Annotated in this window: 15 protein-coding genes and 1 tRNA gene; 3 read left to right on the top strand and 13 right to left on the bottom strand. The window is 56.8% G+C overall.

The annotated features are described in order from the left end of the window. Positions 1–72: 72 nt before the first annotated feature. From MDHKLMBL_RS05425 to MDHKLMBL_RS05395, 7 genes are all read right to left on the bottom strand, one after another. Positions 73–912 carry a DUF2797 domain-containing protein gene (locus tag MDHKLMBL_RS05425; RefSeq protein WP_008170503.1) on the bottom strand — a complete coding sequence of 280 codons (840 nt, stop codon included), beginning with the start codon at positions 910–912 and terminating at the stop codon, positions 73–75. Beyond that, positions 909–1199 carry a YeaC family protein gene (locus tag MDHKLMBL_RS05420; protein WP_008170505.1) on the bottom strand — a complete coding sequence of 97 codons (291 nt, stop codon included), beginning with the start codon at positions 1197–1199 and terminating at the stop codon, positions 909–911. The genes MDHKLMBL_RS05425 and MDHKLMBL_RS05420 overlap by 4 nt, the downstream gene beginning before the upstream one ends. Positions 1200–1364: 165 nt before the next feature. Further along, complete coding sequence (locus tag MDHKLMBL_RS05415; protein WP_104270287.1) at positions 1365–2228, bottom strand: rhomboid family intramembrane serine protease; 864 nt, start codon at positions 2226–2228, stop codon at positions 1365–1367. A gap of 43 nt (positions 2229–2271) precedes the next feature. Then, the gene (locus MDHKLMBL_RS05410; RefSeq protein WP_008170510.1) at positions 2272–3285 is read right to left on the bottom strand and encodes a metallophosphoesterase; all 1014 of its coding nucleotides are present in this window, start codon (positions 3283–3285) and stop codon (positions 2272–2274) included. A 2-nt stretch (positions 3286–3287) separates the two neighbouring features. Beyond that, complete coding sequence (locus MDHKLMBL_RS05405) at positions 3288–4172, bottom strand: NAD(+) kinase (protein WP_008170512.1); 885 nt, start codon at positions 4170–4172, stop codon at positions 3288–3290. A gap of 111 nt (positions 4173–4283) precedes the next feature. Continuing rightward, positions 4284–5531, bottom strand: coding sequence for a DNA repair protein (locus MDHKLMBL_RS05400; RefSeq protein WP_092031546.1), 1248 nt, complete (start codon positions 5529–5531; stop codon positions 4284–4286). A 205-nt stretch (positions 5532–5736) separates the two neighbouring features. Further along, positions 5737–7806, bottom strand: coding sequence for an oxidoreductase (locus tag MDHKLMBL_RS05395; RefSeq protein WP_104270286.1), 2070 nt, complete (start codon positions 7804–7806; stop codon positions 5737–5739). A 154-nt stretch (positions 7807–7960) separates the two neighbouring features. On the opposite strand from MDHKLMBL_RS05395, the gene MDHKLMBL_RS05390 reads away from it, so the two are divergent. Then, positions 7961–9010, top strand: coding sequence for an AraC family transcriptional regulator (locus MDHKLMBL_RS05390; protein WP_008170518.1), 1050 nt, complete (start codon positions 7961–7963; stop codon positions 9008–9010). A gap of 250 nt (positions 9011–9260) precedes the next feature. On the opposite strand, the gene MDHKLMBL_RS05385 is transcribed toward MDHKLMBL_RS05390, so the two are convergent. After that, positions 9261–9337 (bottom strand) — tRNA-Asp (locus MDHKLMBL_RS05385). 138 nt (positions 9338–9475) lie between these two features. Then, complete coding sequence (locus tag MDHKLMBL_RS05380; RefSeq protein ID WP_008170520.1) at positions 9476–10507, bottom strand: AraC family transcriptional regulator; 1032 nt, start codon at positions 10505–10507, stop codon at positions 9476–9478. A 285-nt stretch (positions 10508–10792) separates the two neighbouring features. Here MDHKLMBL_RS05380 and MDHKLMBL_RS05375 point away from each other — a divergent pair, with 285 nt between their 5' ends. After that, a complete protein-coding gene (locus tag MDHKLMBL_RS05375) occupies positions 10793–11668 on the top strand; it encodes a MaoC family dehydratase (protein WP_104270285.1) in 876 nt (291 codons plus the stop codon). On the opposite strand, the gene MDHKLMBL_RS05370 is transcribed toward MDHKLMBL_RS05375, so the two are convergent. Genes MDHKLMBL_RS05370 through MDHKLMBL_RS05360 form a run of 3 tightly spaced genes read right to left on the bottom strand, consistent with a single transcriptional unit; the run spans position 11665 to position 16362 of the window. Further along, positions 11665–13242: an ATP-binding response regulator gene (locus MDHKLMBL_RS05370; RefSeq protein WP_104270284.1), complete on the bottom strand. Its 1578-nt coding sequence runs from the start codon at positions 13240–13242 to the stop codon at positions 11665–11667. The genes MDHKLMBL_RS05375 and MDHKLMBL_RS05370 overlap by 4 nt on opposite strands. Before the next feature lie 45 nt (positions 13243–13287). Next, positions 13288–13914 carry a response regulator FixJ gene (gene fixJ / locus MDHKLMBL_RS05365; RefSeq protein ID WP_008170525.1) on the bottom strand — a complete coding sequence of 209 codons (627 nt, stop codon included), beginning with the start codon at positions 13912–13914 and terminating at the stop codon, positions 13288–13290. A 39-nt stretch (positions 13915–13953) separates the two neighbouring features. After that, positions 13954–16362: an ATP-binding protein gene (locus tag MDHKLMBL_RS05360; protein ID WP_008170528.1), complete on the bottom strand. Its 2409-nt coding sequence runs from the start codon at positions 16360–16362 to the stop codon at positions 13954–13956. Between the two features lie 217 nt (positions 16363–16579). Between MDHKLMBL_RS05360 and MDHKLMBL_RS05355 the strand changes: the two genes are divergently transcribed. Then, positions 16580–16957, top strand: coding sequence for a PilZ domain-containing protein (locus tag MDHKLMBL_RS05355; RefSeq protein ID WP_008170530.1), 378 nt, complete (start codon positions 16580–16582; stop codon positions 16955–16957). A 15-nt stretch (positions 16958–16972) separates the two neighbouring features. Here MDHKLMBL_RS05355 and MDHKLMBL_RS05350 read toward each other — a convergent pair whose 3' ends face one another. Continuing rightward, on the bottom strand, positions 16973–17443 hold the full coding sequence (locus MDHKLMBL_RS05350) for a flavodoxin family protein (protein ID WP_104270283.1): 471 nt from the start codon (positions 17441–17443) through the stop codon (positions 16973–16975). Positions 17444–17455 lie beyond the last annotated feature (12 nt).

Here is a 17455-nt window from a genome sequence, read left to right as displayed (position 1 = left end):
CAGAATTCGCGGCCTGTGGGCACTGGCGTACAGTACCCACAGGCATGACAAGATTTGCCGGGAAAGGCGCTATCAGCCTTCCATGACCCGGAAGCGGACTTCATAACCGGTGAACTTCCGAATATTGATCACACCGGTATCCAGAATAAGGTACTGCCCCTTGATGCCCTCAAGTACGCCTTCGACCTCCGGCGATTTGTCGAGGTTATGGGTTTTGATCTTGGCTGGCCAGACCTGGACAGGATAGCTCAGGCCAAGCCCCTGCTCGTCAACTTCCCGAATGGAGTCCTGGCCGTGGGCCTGCCTGAGCGACTCAAGGTCGTCGGATATCAGCCCAAGCATCCGCTGCCGCTCATCCACCAGATCGAGTTCCGGGACATCGCCCTTGAGCATGGCCCGCCAGTTGGTCCGATCGGCGACGTGAGCCTTACAGGCAACTTCCACAAGGCCTGCGAGGTATCGCGTTGCAACTCGCACCATCGGGATAGCGTCAACAGCCCCCTGATCAATCCACCGTGTTGGCACCTGGGACGCCCGGGTAATACCAACCTTGAGACCCGACGAGTTCGCAAGGTACACCACATGCTCCACCATGCAATGGGTTTCACCCCACTCGGGCTCACGGCAGGTACCAAGATGATAGTGGCACTTCTCCGGACTCATGATGCAGCTGTCACAAGCGGCAAGCTTGCGGAAACAGGGGTAACAAAAGCCCTGATTAAAGCTTTTGTTGGTTTTCCTGTCGCAATGGATACAGCGAATCACGCCATCAAAATCCAGGCGCAAAGGCCTGCCGATCAGATCATTCAGAGGGATACGGGTATCGCCAACGGCAATGGAATAGGCCACCGGGTTTCCGGCCTCCGCCGGCATTTTCCGGAGCCGGCCGGTGACATCAATCAGTTCGCTCAAGACTTGACCTCGACAAACTGGCTGGGGTCCATATCGTCTTTATCCTGCTTGCGCTGCACCGAAGGATCGCAGGCGGTACCGGCTTTGCTGCCCCGATCCAGGTAGCCAGTACGCTCTTCTTCAGGAATGTTGTGAAGGTTCTCGTAGTAGATCACCGCTTCCAGGCTGATTTCACGCTGTTCGGGCGTCAGTTTTCGGCCATCAGGCCATTTGCCGAGTTCAATTGACTGCCGGAGGCTCCGGTAGACATTGGGATCCAGTCGCTCGATCAGTTCTTCGTAAGTCATCCCGCTCTCCTGAAAAAACGTTCATTAAAAATATGGCGGAACCGTTTGACAGCATCAAACGATAATGATTATCATTACTTCACCAAATGACGACGGTCGTATCATTTGGTCTCTCTCATCAGGAGCTAAAAGCTCTTTTAACGCCCCGCCTCTGGCGGGGCTTTTTTATCCGCCCCTTCTGCCTTTTACGGGCAAAACCACCGCAAGGGCCAGGCCGGCAACAAACCCGCCCAGGTGCGCCTCGTTGGCCATACGCCCGAGCCCGATCATTTCGGGCAGCGGGGTAAATCCGATGACCATCCACGCAACGGCAAAGGTTACCAACGCAGGTGGAAACTGAAACCTCGGTGCCGATCGCTGGCTGAGCCAGCAATAACCCAGAATCCCATAAACCACTCCCGATAGCCCACCGAACAGCGGACCCGAGACAAAATACTGCAGGCCGTTGGAAATCAGGCTGGTGATCACAAACAGCATGATTAGCCGGGCGCGACCATCAAACCACTCGATCTGGCTACCCAGAAACCAGAGCATGACCGAATTGAAAATGATGTGGGTCCAGCTGAAGTGCAGAAAATCCGGCGTCAGCAGCCGCCAGACCTGGCCGCTTGCCAGCGTCGCTGTCAGCGCTTCAATGCGGCCGGCCATGGTGCTCCAGTCGTAATCCCGGGGGTCGATCACCATCAGGCTGGCCGCCAGCTCATTCTGCCCCATGGCCGTGAGCCAGACCATGGTTACGGCAAACACGATAATCCCCAGCACCAGCGGCGCATGACGTGGAGAAGGTTGCCAGCGGCCACCAACAAACACCGGTGAGCGGTTCTGACGATCCACCGCTTCCCTGATTTCCGGTTCCGCCATAAAACGGTCAAGGGCCGAGAGCACGGGTTCCGCATGGGCGGGATCTTCCAGCCAGAGCACCTGGAACCCGCCCTCTTCCGTGATGCGGTGGGTCACACCCTGGCCGTTCAGCCAACGGCTGAAACCCGCCAGGTTTACCGTGGTATCCAATTGCTTGACTCGGTACACCGCTTACTCCGCCTCCGGAAATGATTCAGCCACAACGCTCGGTCTAGCGTGCAAGACTGTCCTCGCTATTGGGATAATCCGCTTGCTCCGGTCTTTCCACATCAACCCAGACAAATTTGTCCCGGGAAAGTGCCCGCTCACCATCCATTCGGTAAGCGACCAACCGCCCGTACTTCACGGCACTGTAGTCGATGCACGCGACATTGGATTTGAGCGGCGCCGGCTCTCCTTCCATCCAGTAATGCCCGACAAAAACCGGGGGCGCATCGAGAGGATAACTGATCAGCTGCTTTCGCTCGCTTTCCGTCAATACGCGGCTTGCCACTTCCGGTGGCAACGGGTCCGGCTGGAAGACAACATCGGCATAGGTATGAGGATCGTCGGCCCAGAACTTGGTTCGGAAAAACTCGCGCACATAGCCATCCCGACCGGTGATGGTCATTCCCCGGGGGAGCCGCAGATCCGTCCCCCTCAAAAGGGTATCCATAACCTGCCCGGCAAAAGACTCGATGGCGGCAGAGGCGTGCAGGAAATCCTCATCAATGCACGCACCACCCTGCGACTGCTTGAATTTCTCGATCAGGTCGCCATCCCAACACGCGTGCACAACGCGGAAATCCTCGTCGTCGATGAACAGCGGTATGGTGTAGAACCACTCGAGAAACTCATTCCACTCGTAGGGGTGCGCTTCGAACTGCTCGAGAGTCTCGCGGATCAGGCGGTCGTGACGCGCGTTGTGCTCGCGCAGGAAGGTTTTGCCGCTGCCCGGGCGCGCCCGCGTACAGTAACCGAGGGCATTGTACTCATGGTTGCCCATGACAATTCGGGCCGAACCATGTTCCACCATATCGCGCACAAGGTGCAGGGCTTCACGGATGCGTGGGCCACGATCAATGATATCGCCGATGAAGATCGCCTGACGACGGGGGTGCTGGTAGACCCCGTTGATCTTCCGATAGCCCATCTGGTCCAGCAATCGGGCCAGGGTATTGGCACAGCCGTGAATGTCGCCAATGATGTCGTAACCGCGGTTTGCGGTCGGTTTTGTAGCAGCCATGATCAACTCGCTGATATTTCACTAGCCCAGCCAAGCTTGTCACGGCAGGTGGCGTAGAAATTATGGTCTGTGGGGTGAATCAACCGGATCTTGAACGGCTTTTTGGTAATGCGAATGATATCGCCTGGCGCGCAGGCAATGTTCATCTGGCCGTCAAAGCTGATTTGCGGATAGGTTTCATTGGTCTCCCCGATCACCAGTTTGATTTCACTCTTGCCATCGACAACGATCGGCCGGCTACTGAGAGTGTGGGGAAACATGGGCACCAGAACAATGGCGTCCAGCTTCGGGTGCATAATCGGACCACCGGCAGACAGCGAATAGGCGGTAGACCCTGTCGGCGTAGAGACAATCAGGCCATCCGAACGCTGGCTGTAGACGAAATGGCCGTCGATGAAGAGGTCAAAGCCAATCATCCGGGTGGATTTACCGGGATGCAGTACGACATCGTTCAGGGCCGTACCAAACCCCAGGGGCTGGCCGTTGCGCTCAACATTGCCATCCAGCAGGAACCGCGTCTCCTCCATGTACTCGCCTTCCAGAACCTTGCCGAGGCGCTCCTCAAGATCGGACGGCGAAATGTCAGTCAGGAAGCCCAACCGCCCACGGTTCACCCCAAGCAGGGGAATCTTGGACTTGGCCAACTCCCGGGCGGCGCCCAGAAGGCTGCCATCCCCGCCAACCACGATGACCAGATCACAGATTTCGCCCAGAAGCTTTTTGCTGGCCACCTGCAGGCCATGCCCTGGCAGCATGCTGGCTGTGTCTTCTTCAAGAATGACGTGGTAATTGTTGGTGATCAGGTACTGTTTGAGCTGGCGCAGTGATTCAACCACTTTCACACTGCCCATTCGGCCAATTACACCAATGTTCCTGAACTGATCCATGAAGTTTCCTGTGATGTCGGGTTGCGGCGGGGACCAACGAAACCGTTACCCCGGTGACAATCTGGCGTACAGTTTAACGAAAGTCACCCCGATACTGAAAAAGTTCGAACCTCAGGCCTGGTGTTTCTCACACCGATCGTCAACGCCCGGGCGGAATTCCGAGGGCTGGCTTACCCGCAGGATCGGCTCACCACAGGGTTTGCCATCGTTGCCCTTGTGGGTGCACACAGGATTTTCATAGTGATCCAGCCATTCACGATAGGCGGGTTCATTCATGCCGCAGCGTTCCGCGGCATAGGCGGTGGGGTTGCTGAAGTAGGTCTCAATGTCCTTGAAGGGCAGCGTTACGTGACCGACGCCTGGCTGGTAGGCCACCAGGAACACCGTCTGGCGCTGCAGGTGGTCCATGATGGAGTCTTCCGGAGGTTCGCGGTTTCTCAGCTCGTGGTTCTCTTCCTCGAGAGCGACAATCTTCTCGTCTCTCAGCTCGAGTTCACGCTGACGCCGCTCCAGCTGCTCCCTGAGGAGCAGGAGCTCGGCACCCGCGTTTGAATCCTCCCGCTGTTTCTCCTCACCTACCGCGGCCATCTGCTCCTGCATGGCGAGGTACTGCTCGTTTCTTTCGGAAAGTCGCTTCTTGAGCTGCTCATTACTGAGGCGCTGGCGTTCGTATTTCTGCTCGAGATCCGCAATATCACTGCGTAACCCCTGGACCTCCAGCCGGTGCTCTCGCTGGATATCCGAAAGCGCATCGCGGTGGACACTCTGGAGGGTCTTGATCCGCAGGCGTTGCTCACGAATCAACTGCGCCAGGCGGGAACGGTCGGCGGCGGCTGCGGCCTCTTCGCGCTCCGAAGAATCTTCTGCCTGCTCACTCAGAACCGGAATATTCTCTTCCTGTACCGGCTCAACTTTGCGGAATTTAAGGCTATTGGCCTCTACGGCCTTGCGAATGGCCTGGAAATGATTATTACCCGGGGTCATGTCCGGGTCCCAAAGATCCTCCTTGAACTTGGGATCGGGGCATTGGCTTCGGCAAACCAGCCGGATCGGACCACCGCCCATGTCCGGCCCCTTGGCGCCTTGCCTGGCGAGCTCTTCAATCGGCAGGTTCCAGTGACTGTCTGCCCTGCCCTCCTCATCAAACCAGATTCGGAAGAACACGAGTGCCTGAACCCGAAGATCGGGACTCAACTCAACCAGAACAGCCCTGACATCGGTTTCGGCAAGATCGGACAGCCCAACATAGCCATCCAGGAAAGCGCCGAATTCCGTGGCCCGCATTTCGCGAGCCACCTGGCTTCCTTCCACAAAAAATACCGCCGAATAACCATCGGTTGCCTGGTCGGCAGACACCATTGCACGTTCTCCAAAGTTCAACGACTCGACACCACACGACAGAACACTGAGAGATGTTCCATCCGATCGTGGTGCCGGCCTCTTCAACCCCAGCCTCCCGGAGCCGGGGCGAAGACGCAAGCTGACAGACTCAAAGCTATTAGTCTAGCCAGACAATCGTTTCTGCACAGGGAAAAAGTGCAACGATTTGTGATCGTGTTTGCGCTTAAAGCTCTGCTGCCAGGCGACTGCCCTGGTTGATCGCTCGCTTGGCATCGAGTTCAGCCGCCACATCCGAGCCACCAATCAGGTGAACTGGCAGGCCCGCTGCCTGGAGTTCGCTTTGCAGTTCGCGCAGCGGCTCCTGGCCCGCGCAGACGATAATGGTATCCACGGGCAGCACACGATCTTCGCCCTGCTCTGCGCCTTTCGGCGTGACCGTTATATGCAGCCCCTCATCATCGATTTTACGATAGGTCACACCGGGCACCATCTGAACCTGACGGTTTTTCAGGGAAGTCCGGTGAATCCAGCCGGTGGTCTTGCCCAGGTTCTTGCCCACTTTCGAGGCCTTGCGCTGAAGCAGGTAGACTTCCCGGGCCGGCTCCGGTACCTGGGGCTCAACGCCCTGGATGCCACCACGATGCTCAACACTGAGATCCACACCCCACTCACGCATGAAGTGATCGGTATCCAAAGCAGCTGACGTGCCCTTGTGGACGATAAACTCGGAGACATCGAAACCGATACCGCCGGCGCCGATCACGGCCACTTTCTGGCCAACCGGCTTGCGCTCCAGCAGCGCGTCCAGATAACCGATCACTTTGGGATGATCGATACCCTCGATTTCCGGCGTACGCGGCTTTACGCCCGTGGCCAGAATCACTTCGTCAAAGCCACCGGCTTTCAGGTCGTCAGCGCTAACCCGGGTGTTCAGGCGTACATCGACCTGATGCTTGTCGAGCATCACCCGGAAATAACGCAACGTCTCGTAAAACTCTTCCTTGCCAGGAATCAGCTTGGCAACGTTGAACTGGCCACCAATCTCGCTGCCGGCGTCAAACAGTGTCACCTTATGGCCACGCTCTGCCGCCACGGAAGCAAAAGCCAGTCCTGCCGGGCCGGCACCAACCACCGCGATGGATTTGGGCTTCGCGGTCTTCACGTAGGTCAGCTCGGTTTCATGACAGGCGCGGGGATTGACCAGGCAGGACGTCAGCTTGCCACTGAAGGTGTGATCAAGGCAGGCCTGATTACAGCCGATGCAAGTGTTGATCTCCTCCGCGCGATCTTCCGCCGCCTTCAGAACCAGATCGGCGTCTGCGAGGAACGGCCGGGCCATGGACACCATATCGGCATCGCCCTCGGCCAGAATCTTCTCGGCCACGTCCGGCATGTTAATCCGGTTGGTGGTGACCAGAGGAATGCTCACTTCACCTTTCAAGCGCGCGGTCACCTTGGTAAATGCGCCCCGGGGAACTGAGGTGGCAATGGTAGGTACGCGGGCCTCATGCCAGCCAATACCCGTATTGATGATGGTTGCACCCGCCTTCTCGATTTCCTTGGCCAGATGCACCACCTCTTCCCAGGTACTGCCGTCTTCAATCAGATCCAGCATGGACAGGCGGTAGATCAGGATAAAGTTCTCGCCCACTCGTTCACGAACCCGGCGAACGATTTCGATGGGCAGACGAATGCGGTTTTCGTAACTGCCACCCCAACGGTCAGTCCGATGGTTAGTGTGAGACACAATGAACTGGTTAATGAAGTAACCCTCTGACCCCATCACTTCAACGCCGTCATAACCGGCGCTTTGTGCCAGTGCGGCGCACTCCGCATAGTCCTGGATCTGCTTCTCGATGCCGTCTTCATCCAGCTCCCGGGGCTTGAACGGATTGATTGGCGCCTGAATGGCCGAGGGTGCCACCAGCTCCGGAGAATAGGCGTAGCGGCCAGCGTGGAGGATCTGCATGCAGATCTTGCCATCAGCTCCATGCACCGCATCGGTAATGACCCTGTGCTTCTCGACTTCCTCTTCGGTGGTCATCTTGGCGGCGTGCTGGAAAACGCCCCCCTCCACATTCGGAGCAATACCGCCAGTCACGATCAGGCCGGCACCGCCTCTGGCACGCTCTGCATAGAATGCCGCAAGGCGTTCGAAGCCATTTTTGGCCTCTTCCAGGCCGGTGTGCATGGAGCCCATCAGGGTGCGGTTACGCAGTTTGGTAAAACCAAGGTCCAGTGGCTCAAGCAGGTTCGGGTACTTGGCAACGCCTGGCGTCGTGCTCGCGGTCATGTTTGCTCTCCTCATCGTGATCTCGGGCGGAACGCCTGTAAATGACAGGGCTCCGTTCATTGTTGAGCCTTAAACTACCCGCGCATCTTGCCATCGACAATATCCAGGGATAACATTTTATTATCTTTGCATAACATGTCAGACAAAGGCTTCAATGAACGCCCACCTCTCCAGCCCGTCAAAAAACCGAAACTCACTCGGGGACATCAGTGTTCTCTATGTGTCGGCTCTTTTGCGGGCCGCCGAAGCCGAAGGCGCCAGCAGCGCAGAACTGGCATCCCGTTTCCAGCTTGACCATCAGACCCTGACATCACCGGAAGCGCGCATCAGCATCCCGCGGTTTATGCGTCTGGGGCATGCCGCGATCAACGAGACCGGCAACCCGGCTCTCGGGCTGAGGATGGGTGCGCTATCACGCCCTGTCGACGCGGGTATTGCAGGGCTGGCCGGAGAAACCGCCGGCACCGCTGGCGCAGCACTCGCCACGCTGATTCGATACGCTCTGCTAACCAGCCGCAATAGCCGTGGCGTTCCAACGGTCCAACCGGAAACCCGGCAAGCAAAGTTCTACTCGATTCGTCCCTATAACGGCTTCAACTACTTCGTGGTGGATTCTGTTCTTGCCGCGTGGACCCAGTTTCTCAGGACCGTTACGGGCCGTTATGACGTTCTGGAGAAGGTCACTATCGAATACCGATCAATCGGCCAGGATGATTTGTTCGAGAGCTGGTTCCGCTGCCCCGTGCAGTTTGGAGCTTCGAGCAACAGCCTTACCGTTCGTCAGGACATTTGGGAAAGCGCCAGCCAGCAGGCTCAGCCCGCCATGCATGAAAAGCTTTCGGATCTCTGCGAACGGGAACTGCAGCAGATACGACGGGGGTGGACCACAGGCGACCGCGTAAAAAACCTTCTCACACCCCTGTTTCGGGGCGAGACACCCAGCCTGGAAACCATTGCAGTTAAACTGGGGATTGCGCCATGGACGCTCCAGAGACAACTGGCCGCCGAGGGAACCGGATTCAGGGAACTGGTGGATGAAACGCGAAAACAGTTAGCGCGGGATTATATTCGGGAGACAGAGACATCACTGGCAGAGATTGCCTGGCTTCTGGGTTTTGCCAATCCTGCGGCCTTCCACAAGGCCTACCGGCGCTGGTTCAATCTAAGCCCCGGGGAGCACCGAAAGCAGATCAGGCATGGATGACATCGGTGATGGTTTCATCCCTTGCCTATAACTCCATGGCGTCGTCCCAGCCATCATCGTCTTCATATTCTTCGAACTGGTTTTCAATCAACTCTTCTTCGTAATCCCGCATCACAGCCTTCCTGATTCCTGAATTTTCAGAAATAGCCTAGAAGTTCTCAATGACAGAACGATGACAATGAAGCTTGGCGTTGAATGTAATGCAACTGGAGAAGTCGGATAACGTGAAAGGTAAAACGAGGGGAAAAAATGGCGGAGCGGACGGGACTCGAACCCGCGACCCCCGGCGTGACAGGCCGGTATTCTAACCAACTGAACTACCGCTCCGTGCGGGTCATCACAGCTCGCCTCGAAAAGGCTTGGCAATCAAGGGTGTGATTGCTCTGTGACAACGAGGGCGCATTATAAAGAGGCGCCCTGTTATGTCAACGCTTTTCCTAAAATATTTTCAGAAAAAGCGTTCTGTTACATGGCATCGACCATGGCGTCCTTGCCCTGGGCGGTTTTGCGGTATTCGATAGGTGTCATTCCGGACCAGCGTTTGAATGCGCGATAAAAAGTGCTGGGCTCAGAAAAGCCGGTCAGGTAGACAATCTCATCAATGGATTCATCGGTGGTTGCCAGCAACTGACGGGCCAGGCGATAGCGAAAATCCGCGAGTACCTGATTGAAACTGGTCTCGGCCTCTGTCAACCGGGTACGCAGGGTCCTCGGCTTGATGCCGAGCCGCTCGGCCACGGCATCGAGGGTGACCTCTCCACTATCGAGGAGCTCTGCGACAATCCGCTCCACCTGACCAACGATGTCTTTCTTCTCCAACCGGGCAACCTGTTCGCTGGCAAACCGCTCGTGCAGATCCAGCAGCTCCGGCTCGGCATGCGGCGAGGCATGGGAAAGCAGCTTGGCCGGGAAATACAGCCGGTTTTCCGGCGCACCGAAGGTGACGTCGCACCCCAGCACCTCGCGAACATGATCCTGGCCCTCGGCACGCTCATGCTCGAACTCGATGCGTGACGGGTAAAAGTTGCCATCGGTGATGGAGCGGAAAAAGGTAATCAGTCCCAGCACGAAACATTCATTGAAATGCCGTAAACGACGTACATCATCAGACGCTGCATCCAGAACCATGCAGGCATCGTCGCCCTCAATGAAGAAATCGGTGTTAGCAGCATCACTCAGCAGACGCTGATAGTTCTGGGCCCGACGCAGGCCCTCGCCGAAGGTTGGGCTGCTCAGAAAGAGGTATTCCAGCACCTGCCCCTTATACGCTGGCAGCAACTGTCCCAGATGCAGGCCAACATCCGGATCGCCGGAAACATCCTCAACAGCCTGCCAGAAGTACATCTGCGCACTGTGGGGAGTTCGAAGCTGTTCGGTATAAACGTAATTTTCATCCACACCCAGACGGCTGAAAATCGCATTGGTATCGATTCCCTTCTTTTTCATCGCCTCATAAATCAGGCGCAACATCACTCCCGCGTCACGAAGTTCCTGCATAAGATCCCGTTTTCTTATTTGTTGACTTCTACTTTGGCCGGCCGGACAGTCGCCGGGGCTCGCCAGGTCAATGCCTGATCTGGCAGGGTTTGCCACACTCCAGAGGTTTGTCAGATCCAGAGGGCCCAGAAAAGGCACCCTGTTAGACAATCGTCTTATATTAGAGCATATCAGGCCACGAACGCCGAGTTGTACCAAAATGTAAAAAAAAGCATATCCTCTGCTACTACGCTTTTACTCAGGCAGCGCCGGCATTTCCGGTCGAGGCTATAAAGGAGAACATCCATGCCAGAGACCCTCGTTTACCACACGACACCACCCGCCTTATTGCCCATGTATGGCAGAACACTGCTGCCGAAACAAAAGCAAACCGGCGGTGACGTCAGCATCCCGGAGTTGTCTGCCAGCCTGCTTGGCGTCAGTACTGCCGGCAAGAACCTCAAGCGCTACCAGCAGGTCTGTGGCTTCGCGGCGGGTAGTCATCTGCCCGTTACCTGGCCCCATGTGCTGGCTTTTCCACTGCACCTGAAACTGCTCACCGAGAAGGCCTTTCCCCTGCCGCTGCTGGGCCTGGTGCACCTGCGAAACACCATTACCCAGCACCGGCCGATCGGCACCGGGGAGAACCTGGATTTATCTGTACGACTGGGGAATACCGTAAAAAGTGACCGGGGCGTGGAGTTTGATCTCATCACCGAGGCTCGCTCGGCTGGCAAATTGGTCTGGGAAGAAGCGAGCACGACGTTGTTCCGACAACCGGATGGCGAGAGCAAGTCGTCCGGCAAAAAAACACCGCCAGAGCTGGAACGTTATCCAAACACCGAAAATTTCAAGGCGCCCGAATCGATTGGCCGGCAATACGCCCGGGTATCCGGCGACAGCAACCCGATCCACATGCATGCCCTGAGCGCCAAAGCGTTCGGCTTTCCACGGGCAATCGCCCACGGTATGTGGACCAAAGCCCACGCACTGGCGCTACTGGAACAACAGGAAGGCTGGCAAGCCAGTGCCCTCAGCATCAGCTGCCAGTTCAAGAAACCGCTGCTTCTGCCTGGTACAGCCCAGCTGAACTGGAACACCGGAGAAACGGGGTGGGACTACCAGGTGCTGAATGCCAAAGGCGATGCGCCCCATCTGACCGGGCGCGTCGACTGGTTTTAGGCAGGCTTGCCATCCGGTGCGCAGGGGGAACCCTGGGCGCCGGCAACGGGCAACGTGAAATAGAAACAGGCACCACCGCCTTCCGGCCGCTCGAAACCGATGTCGCCACCCTGCGCCTGTATGAGGGAACGGCAGGTTGAAAGACCAATCCCCATCCCTTCATCCTTGGTCGTGAAGAACGGCAGGAACAGTTTGTCTTCGGCATCTTCCGAGAGGCCGATGCCGTGATCCCGCACCTGGATTCGAACACAGGTGCCACCCTGCACACTGGCACTCACTTCTACCGGCGCGCTGGAATCAATACTGCTGGTCGCTTCCAGAGCGTTGCGAATCAGATTCAGGGCGACCTGCTGTACCTGAACCGGATCGGCCAGAACCTCAGGCATATCCTCAGGCACGGACAGCTCAATAGCGCCCTTGTTATTACGCATATCCACCTCGGCAAACTGCCGGGTGTCTTCCAGCAACGCAGGCACCGACAGTACTTCCTTGCCCGTCGCCGGTTTTTTCATGAATCGACGAATGCGTCGGATGATTTCACTGGCGCGGTGGGACTGTGCCTCGATCTTGTCGAGGGTCTCCTGGAGCAGCCCCATATCAGGGCTTTCCTTTGCCATCATCCGCTTGGCGACCCGAGCATAATTGGTGATGGCGGTCAGCGGCTGGTTCACTTCATGGGCAACGCCGGCGGCCATTTCACCCATGGTGGTCAGGCGCGAGGTATGGGCAAGCTGATCGCGCTGTTCCTGAACCAGTTGCCGGGCATCCTCCAGCGCCTTTTCATTGTCCAGTTCGGCGGTGATATCCCGGAATACAACAACGGCACCGTGGAGCTCGTCAGAGTCCAGTTTCGGGGTTGAGCGGTACTCCGCCGGAAAGCCGGTTCCGTCGGCCCTTAGCATTCGGATATCCCGCTGGTTCTCGGCCACACCCTGCTGACAGGTCGCCTTCACCGGCAGTCCGTCCAGATTGTCACCGGCAGTCGCGAAGTGGGTTTCGAAGAAATCACGACCAATCAGCTCTTCCACCGGGCAGCCAACAATTGATGCCGCCGCCGGATTGGCAAATTCAATAATGCCGTTCTCATCGAGGCCGTAGATGCCTTCGCTGATGGAGTTCAGAATCCGGGCCTGGTCACTTTGCAGCTCCCGGTTGCGGGCCTGCAACTCTCTTTCAAGACGAATAACGCTGGCGTGGGTTTTCACGCGAGCGATCACTTCCTGGGACTGGAACGGCTTGGAGATGTAGTCGGCACCGCCGAGTGAAAAGCCCTTCACCTTTGCCTGCAGGTCGTCCAGCGCAGACAGAAAGACGACGGCACAGTCGGCCGTCTGCGGGGCGGCCTTGAGGCGCTCGCAGACTTCATAGCCGTCCATCTCCGGCATCATGATATCGAGGAGAATCACTTCGGGCTGATGGCGGTGGGCAAGGTCGAGGGCCTTTTCGCCCTCGTTGGCAATGAGTAGCCGGTAACCTTTGTCTTTCAGGGTCTCATAGAGGACTTTGAGGTTCTGCGGATTGTCATCCACGAGCAGAACCGTCACCTCCGAGTTCTCGCTGACAGCTTCAGTCATAAATGTCGGGCCGGTTAGAAAAGTAACCGTATGATGCCGCCGGGATCACCCTGCGTCGATAAGGTCCTTTACGGACAGGACCATACGAACGAGATGTGCCAGGGAATGGGTCCCCATCTTGTGCATAACGCGGGAACGGTGGATCTCGACCGTGCGCTGGCTGATTTCCAGCTCAATGGCAATCACCTTGTTGGCCTGACCGGCAATCATACGGTCCATGATCTCGTGTTCCCGGGGGGTCAGGCTCTTGATGCGGCGAATGATCTCCTGCTTCTCGTCCAGAGACTTGCGCTGCTCAAGATCCTGTTTGAGGGCTGCCTCAATTTTCTCCAGCAGTGCCTCCTCACGGTAGGGCTTCTGAATGAAGTCCACAGCGCCCTCTTTCATGGCGTCGACGGCCATGGGGACGTCACCGTGACCCGTCACAAAGATAATCGGCAATATGGAGTGTTTTTCATTGAGCTTTTTCTGGAGCTCCATACCGTCCATGCCCGGCATGCGAATATCCAGCACAATGCAGCCTGCCATCTTGTCGGAGTAGTCCTTCAGGAAAGCGGTTGCACTCTCATAGGTCTTTACCGGCTTGCCGTCGGATTTCAGCAGCAGCTCCAGGGAATCGCGGACTGCTTCATCGTCCTCAACAACGTACACGGTTTGCTGGATATCAGTCATGGGTGTGTTCTCTCCTGTCCGTTTTCTTATGATCGCCGGTCAGTGAATTGACGGGTCTTTATGGTCGTCACGGGCATGTTCCTGACGCTCGTGTTCCCGCATTTTTTCTAGCCGTTGCTGGATAATGCCAAAAACGCTCTGCTTCGGGTACCTGCCTTTGTCATCGGCCTTGCCCGCAGGCTTTCCAAGCAGCAGCGTGATGGCCTCTTCAACACGGGCGACCGCGTACACCGCAAACTGCCCCCCGCGCACTGCCTGCACCACTTCGCTGTCAAGCATCAGGTTCTGCACATTGGTGGATGGCACGATGACACCCTGGCTGCCTGAAAGCCCACCCTTGAGCTGGCAGGTGGTAAAAAAGCCTTCCACTTTTTCGTTGACACCGCCAATGGGCTGAACCTCACCAAACTGGTTGACCGACCCCGTAATCGCAAGATCCTGCCGAACCGGTATACCGGAAAGGGACGAAATCAGCGCGCACAGCTCTGCCAGAGACGCACTGTCTCCGTCCACTTCACCGTAGTTCTGCTCGAAGGTCAGACTGGCCGACAGGTGCATCGGATCGTTGACCGCAAAATGGGAGGCTAGCCAGGAGCTCAGGATCATCACGCCCTTGGAGTGCAGATTGCCACCAAGCTTTACATCTCGCTCAATATCCATGACCGCGCCATCTCCATAATAGCAGGTAGCGGTGACACGGTTGGAAAGACCGAACTCAAATCCACCCGTGGACAGCACCGAGAGTGCATTAACCTGGCCAACACACGTGCCACTTGTAGTTACGAGCGTTGTGCCGTCACGGATGGAATCATAGAACTGATCCCGGATCCGGCTGCTGCGGTATTTCGCGCTTTCCAGCGCGCGCTCAACGTGCAGGTCCTGGATCAGCTTGGCACCGGCCTGACGGGCCCAGAAATCGGATTCCCGCAGCAGGTTGGCAATATCGGCCGCGTGCAGGGACAGTCGATCCTGATGCTCGGCCATACGGGCACTGTGTTCAATCACCCGGGCAACCGCCTTGTTCGAACAGTGCAGTAGCTTCTTCTCGCTCACCAGGCTGGCGATGAACTTGGCATATAGCAGCTGACTGTCATCGGAACGGTACATTTCGTTCTCGAAATCCGCCGTGACTCGAAACAGCTCGGCGAATTCAGAATCGTATTCCTGCAGCAACATCCAGGTTTCACGGTCGCCGAACAGAACAATCTTGACGTCCAGGGGCACCGATTCCGGTTCAATTGAGATGGTTCCGGACAGCGTCAGTTCCCGTTCCAGGGAATTTATCTGTATGGACTTCGAACGCAGCGCACGCTTGAGGCCATCCCATACGAACGGTTGCTCCAGAACCTTGATGGCGTCCATCAACAGATAGCCACCGTTGGCCCTGTGCAGGCTGCCAGGGCGAATCAGGGAGAAATCCGTGAACACGGTGCCCTTGAAGGTGACGTTCTCAACGTAACCGAACAGGTTGTGGTAGGTGGGGTTATCCTCCACCACCATTGGTACTTCGTTGGTTTTCTGGTGCACCAGAACATTGACGAGGTAACGGCGGGGCATCTTCTTGTCGAGGGACGCATACGCAATCGCTGCCTGTTCCTCGTTGTCATCGAGGAAAATCTCGAGATTTTCAACCAGGTCCGCCCGAACCGCCTCAAAGAAGGCGACCACGTCCGGCAGATCCTTGTATTTCTCGATCAGCTCATCGATCTGATGGCCTGAGATACTCTCGAGGGTCTCCTGGTTCAGGGCTTGCTGTTTATCAGCGTATTCCTGTTCCCAGTCCGCCAGTTTGCGGAGCGCCTGCCTGAGCTTTTTCTCAAGCTTGTTGATGGCATCTTCGAACTTGTCGCGCTGCTCATCAGTCAGAGCCTGGAAAGATTCCGCAGTGTGGGGTTCGTCGCCATTCATGGCCACCAACCGATAACCGCCCGGGGTTGTCACAGTGAGGCTGACTTTTTTGCGCTTGGCCTGGGCCGCCACCTTCTCCAGCTCGTCTTCCTGCTTTTTGCCGTATTCGTTTTTCAACTGTTCCGAGCGCTCAAGAAAGCTGTCGCTGTCAAAGGTCTGGGGAATAACCTTGACCAGGCGACTCATCAGCTTTTCCATATCCTGTTTGAGCTGGGTACCCTTCCCGGCCGGGAGCTGCAACAGCTTCGGAATGCGCGGCTCCTCGAAGTTGGCCACGTAGCACCAGTCATGGCTCTGCTGATCCGTATCCACATGATGCTCAAGGTAACGCAGCATCATGGTGCGCTTACCCAGGCCATTACGGCCAACGGCATAGACGTTGTAACCGCCATGGGGCATTGCCAGAGCAAAACGCACAGCCTCCTGGGCACGGTTCTGGCCAACGATTTCAGCCAGGGGCTCCAGTTGCTTGGTGGTTTTGAACGGCAGATCTTTCAGAACACAGGCTTTGTAAAGCTGGTGCAGAGGCAGTGACTTCAAGGTTTGGTCCTGTAACGGTTAACACATTGGCCGGTCATTGTAGATTCTGCGGTCGGCTCTGTCGCGTTCAGCACGAAGATTTCTGGAGTCGCGCACAGTGCGCGGGATTTTGTTAGGCAGTTCACAATTCCGCCGCCGCTCATTTTTCAGCCAGCCTTTCCGGAACTACACTTCATGTCCCAACCATAAAAACAATGCACGCAACGGACGCCAGCGTATGACCAATGATTCCGCAGAGCGCAGAATCAAGGATCGTTACCCCGCCTCCTGCCTGAAGGTCCAGCTCCGGGAGCGTAGCTTCCTTGGTCGTGGCAAACACCCCACGCCGGTTACCTGCCTGGACCTCAACCGGTACGGAATGGCAGTGCTATGCCCCCGACCAGTAGAGCCGGGCGCCCGTCTGTTCATGGATTTTGACGGCAAGTACATCAGCGAATCGCGGGTTTGTGCCCGGGTGGTGGAATGCCAGCCCTTCCAGACCGGCTATCGCGTCAGTGTCCAGTTCAGCTATTGCCTGGACAAGAAGGGCTATTCACGAACTGTCGACAATGCCCTGTCGCGGATTGAAGGCTTCTACAACCGGTTTGCCAGCTGAGCCAGGCCTTCGGAATCAAACCAGCCCGGCGTCAAGGCTGGCCGCAACATACATCCCCAGCTCCCGACACTGATCTTCAAACTCTTCCCGGTATTCACCCCGGCAGATCAAAGGCTCCTGGACCAGCTTCCAGCGTAGCCCGGTAGTAATGCTTTCTATTGCCCGCTTGGTGCCCGTGCCGTCATGGCCGGCGCGAATGTAATAGGCAAAAGGCAGCCCCTGGGTTTTCTCGAGGCAGGGATAGTAGCTGCGATCGAAGAAGTCTTTTAAAGCACCACTCATATACCCGAGATTCTCAGTGGTGCCCAGAATAATGGCGTCGCAGGCAAGAACGTCTTCGGGACCGGCGTCCAGGGGCGCCAGCACCTTTACCTCTACGCTTTCGATGTCTTCATGGTGCGCCCCCTGCTCGGCCGCCTCCCGAAGCTTGAGAGTATTTGGGGAAGGTGCATGAGCGACTATCAATAATCTCTTTCTTGCTTCCATACCGACCCTGAT

Source organism: Marinobacter flavimaris (genome assembly GCF_002933295.1).
In the GTDB taxonomy this organism is placed as follows: Bacteria; Pseudomonadota; Gammaproteobacteria; order Pseudomonadales; family Oleiphilaceae; genus Marinobacter; species Marinobacter flavimaris.
Note: the sequence above shows the minus strand (reverse complement) of the source record. Positions and strands in the feature narration are given on the sequence as shown.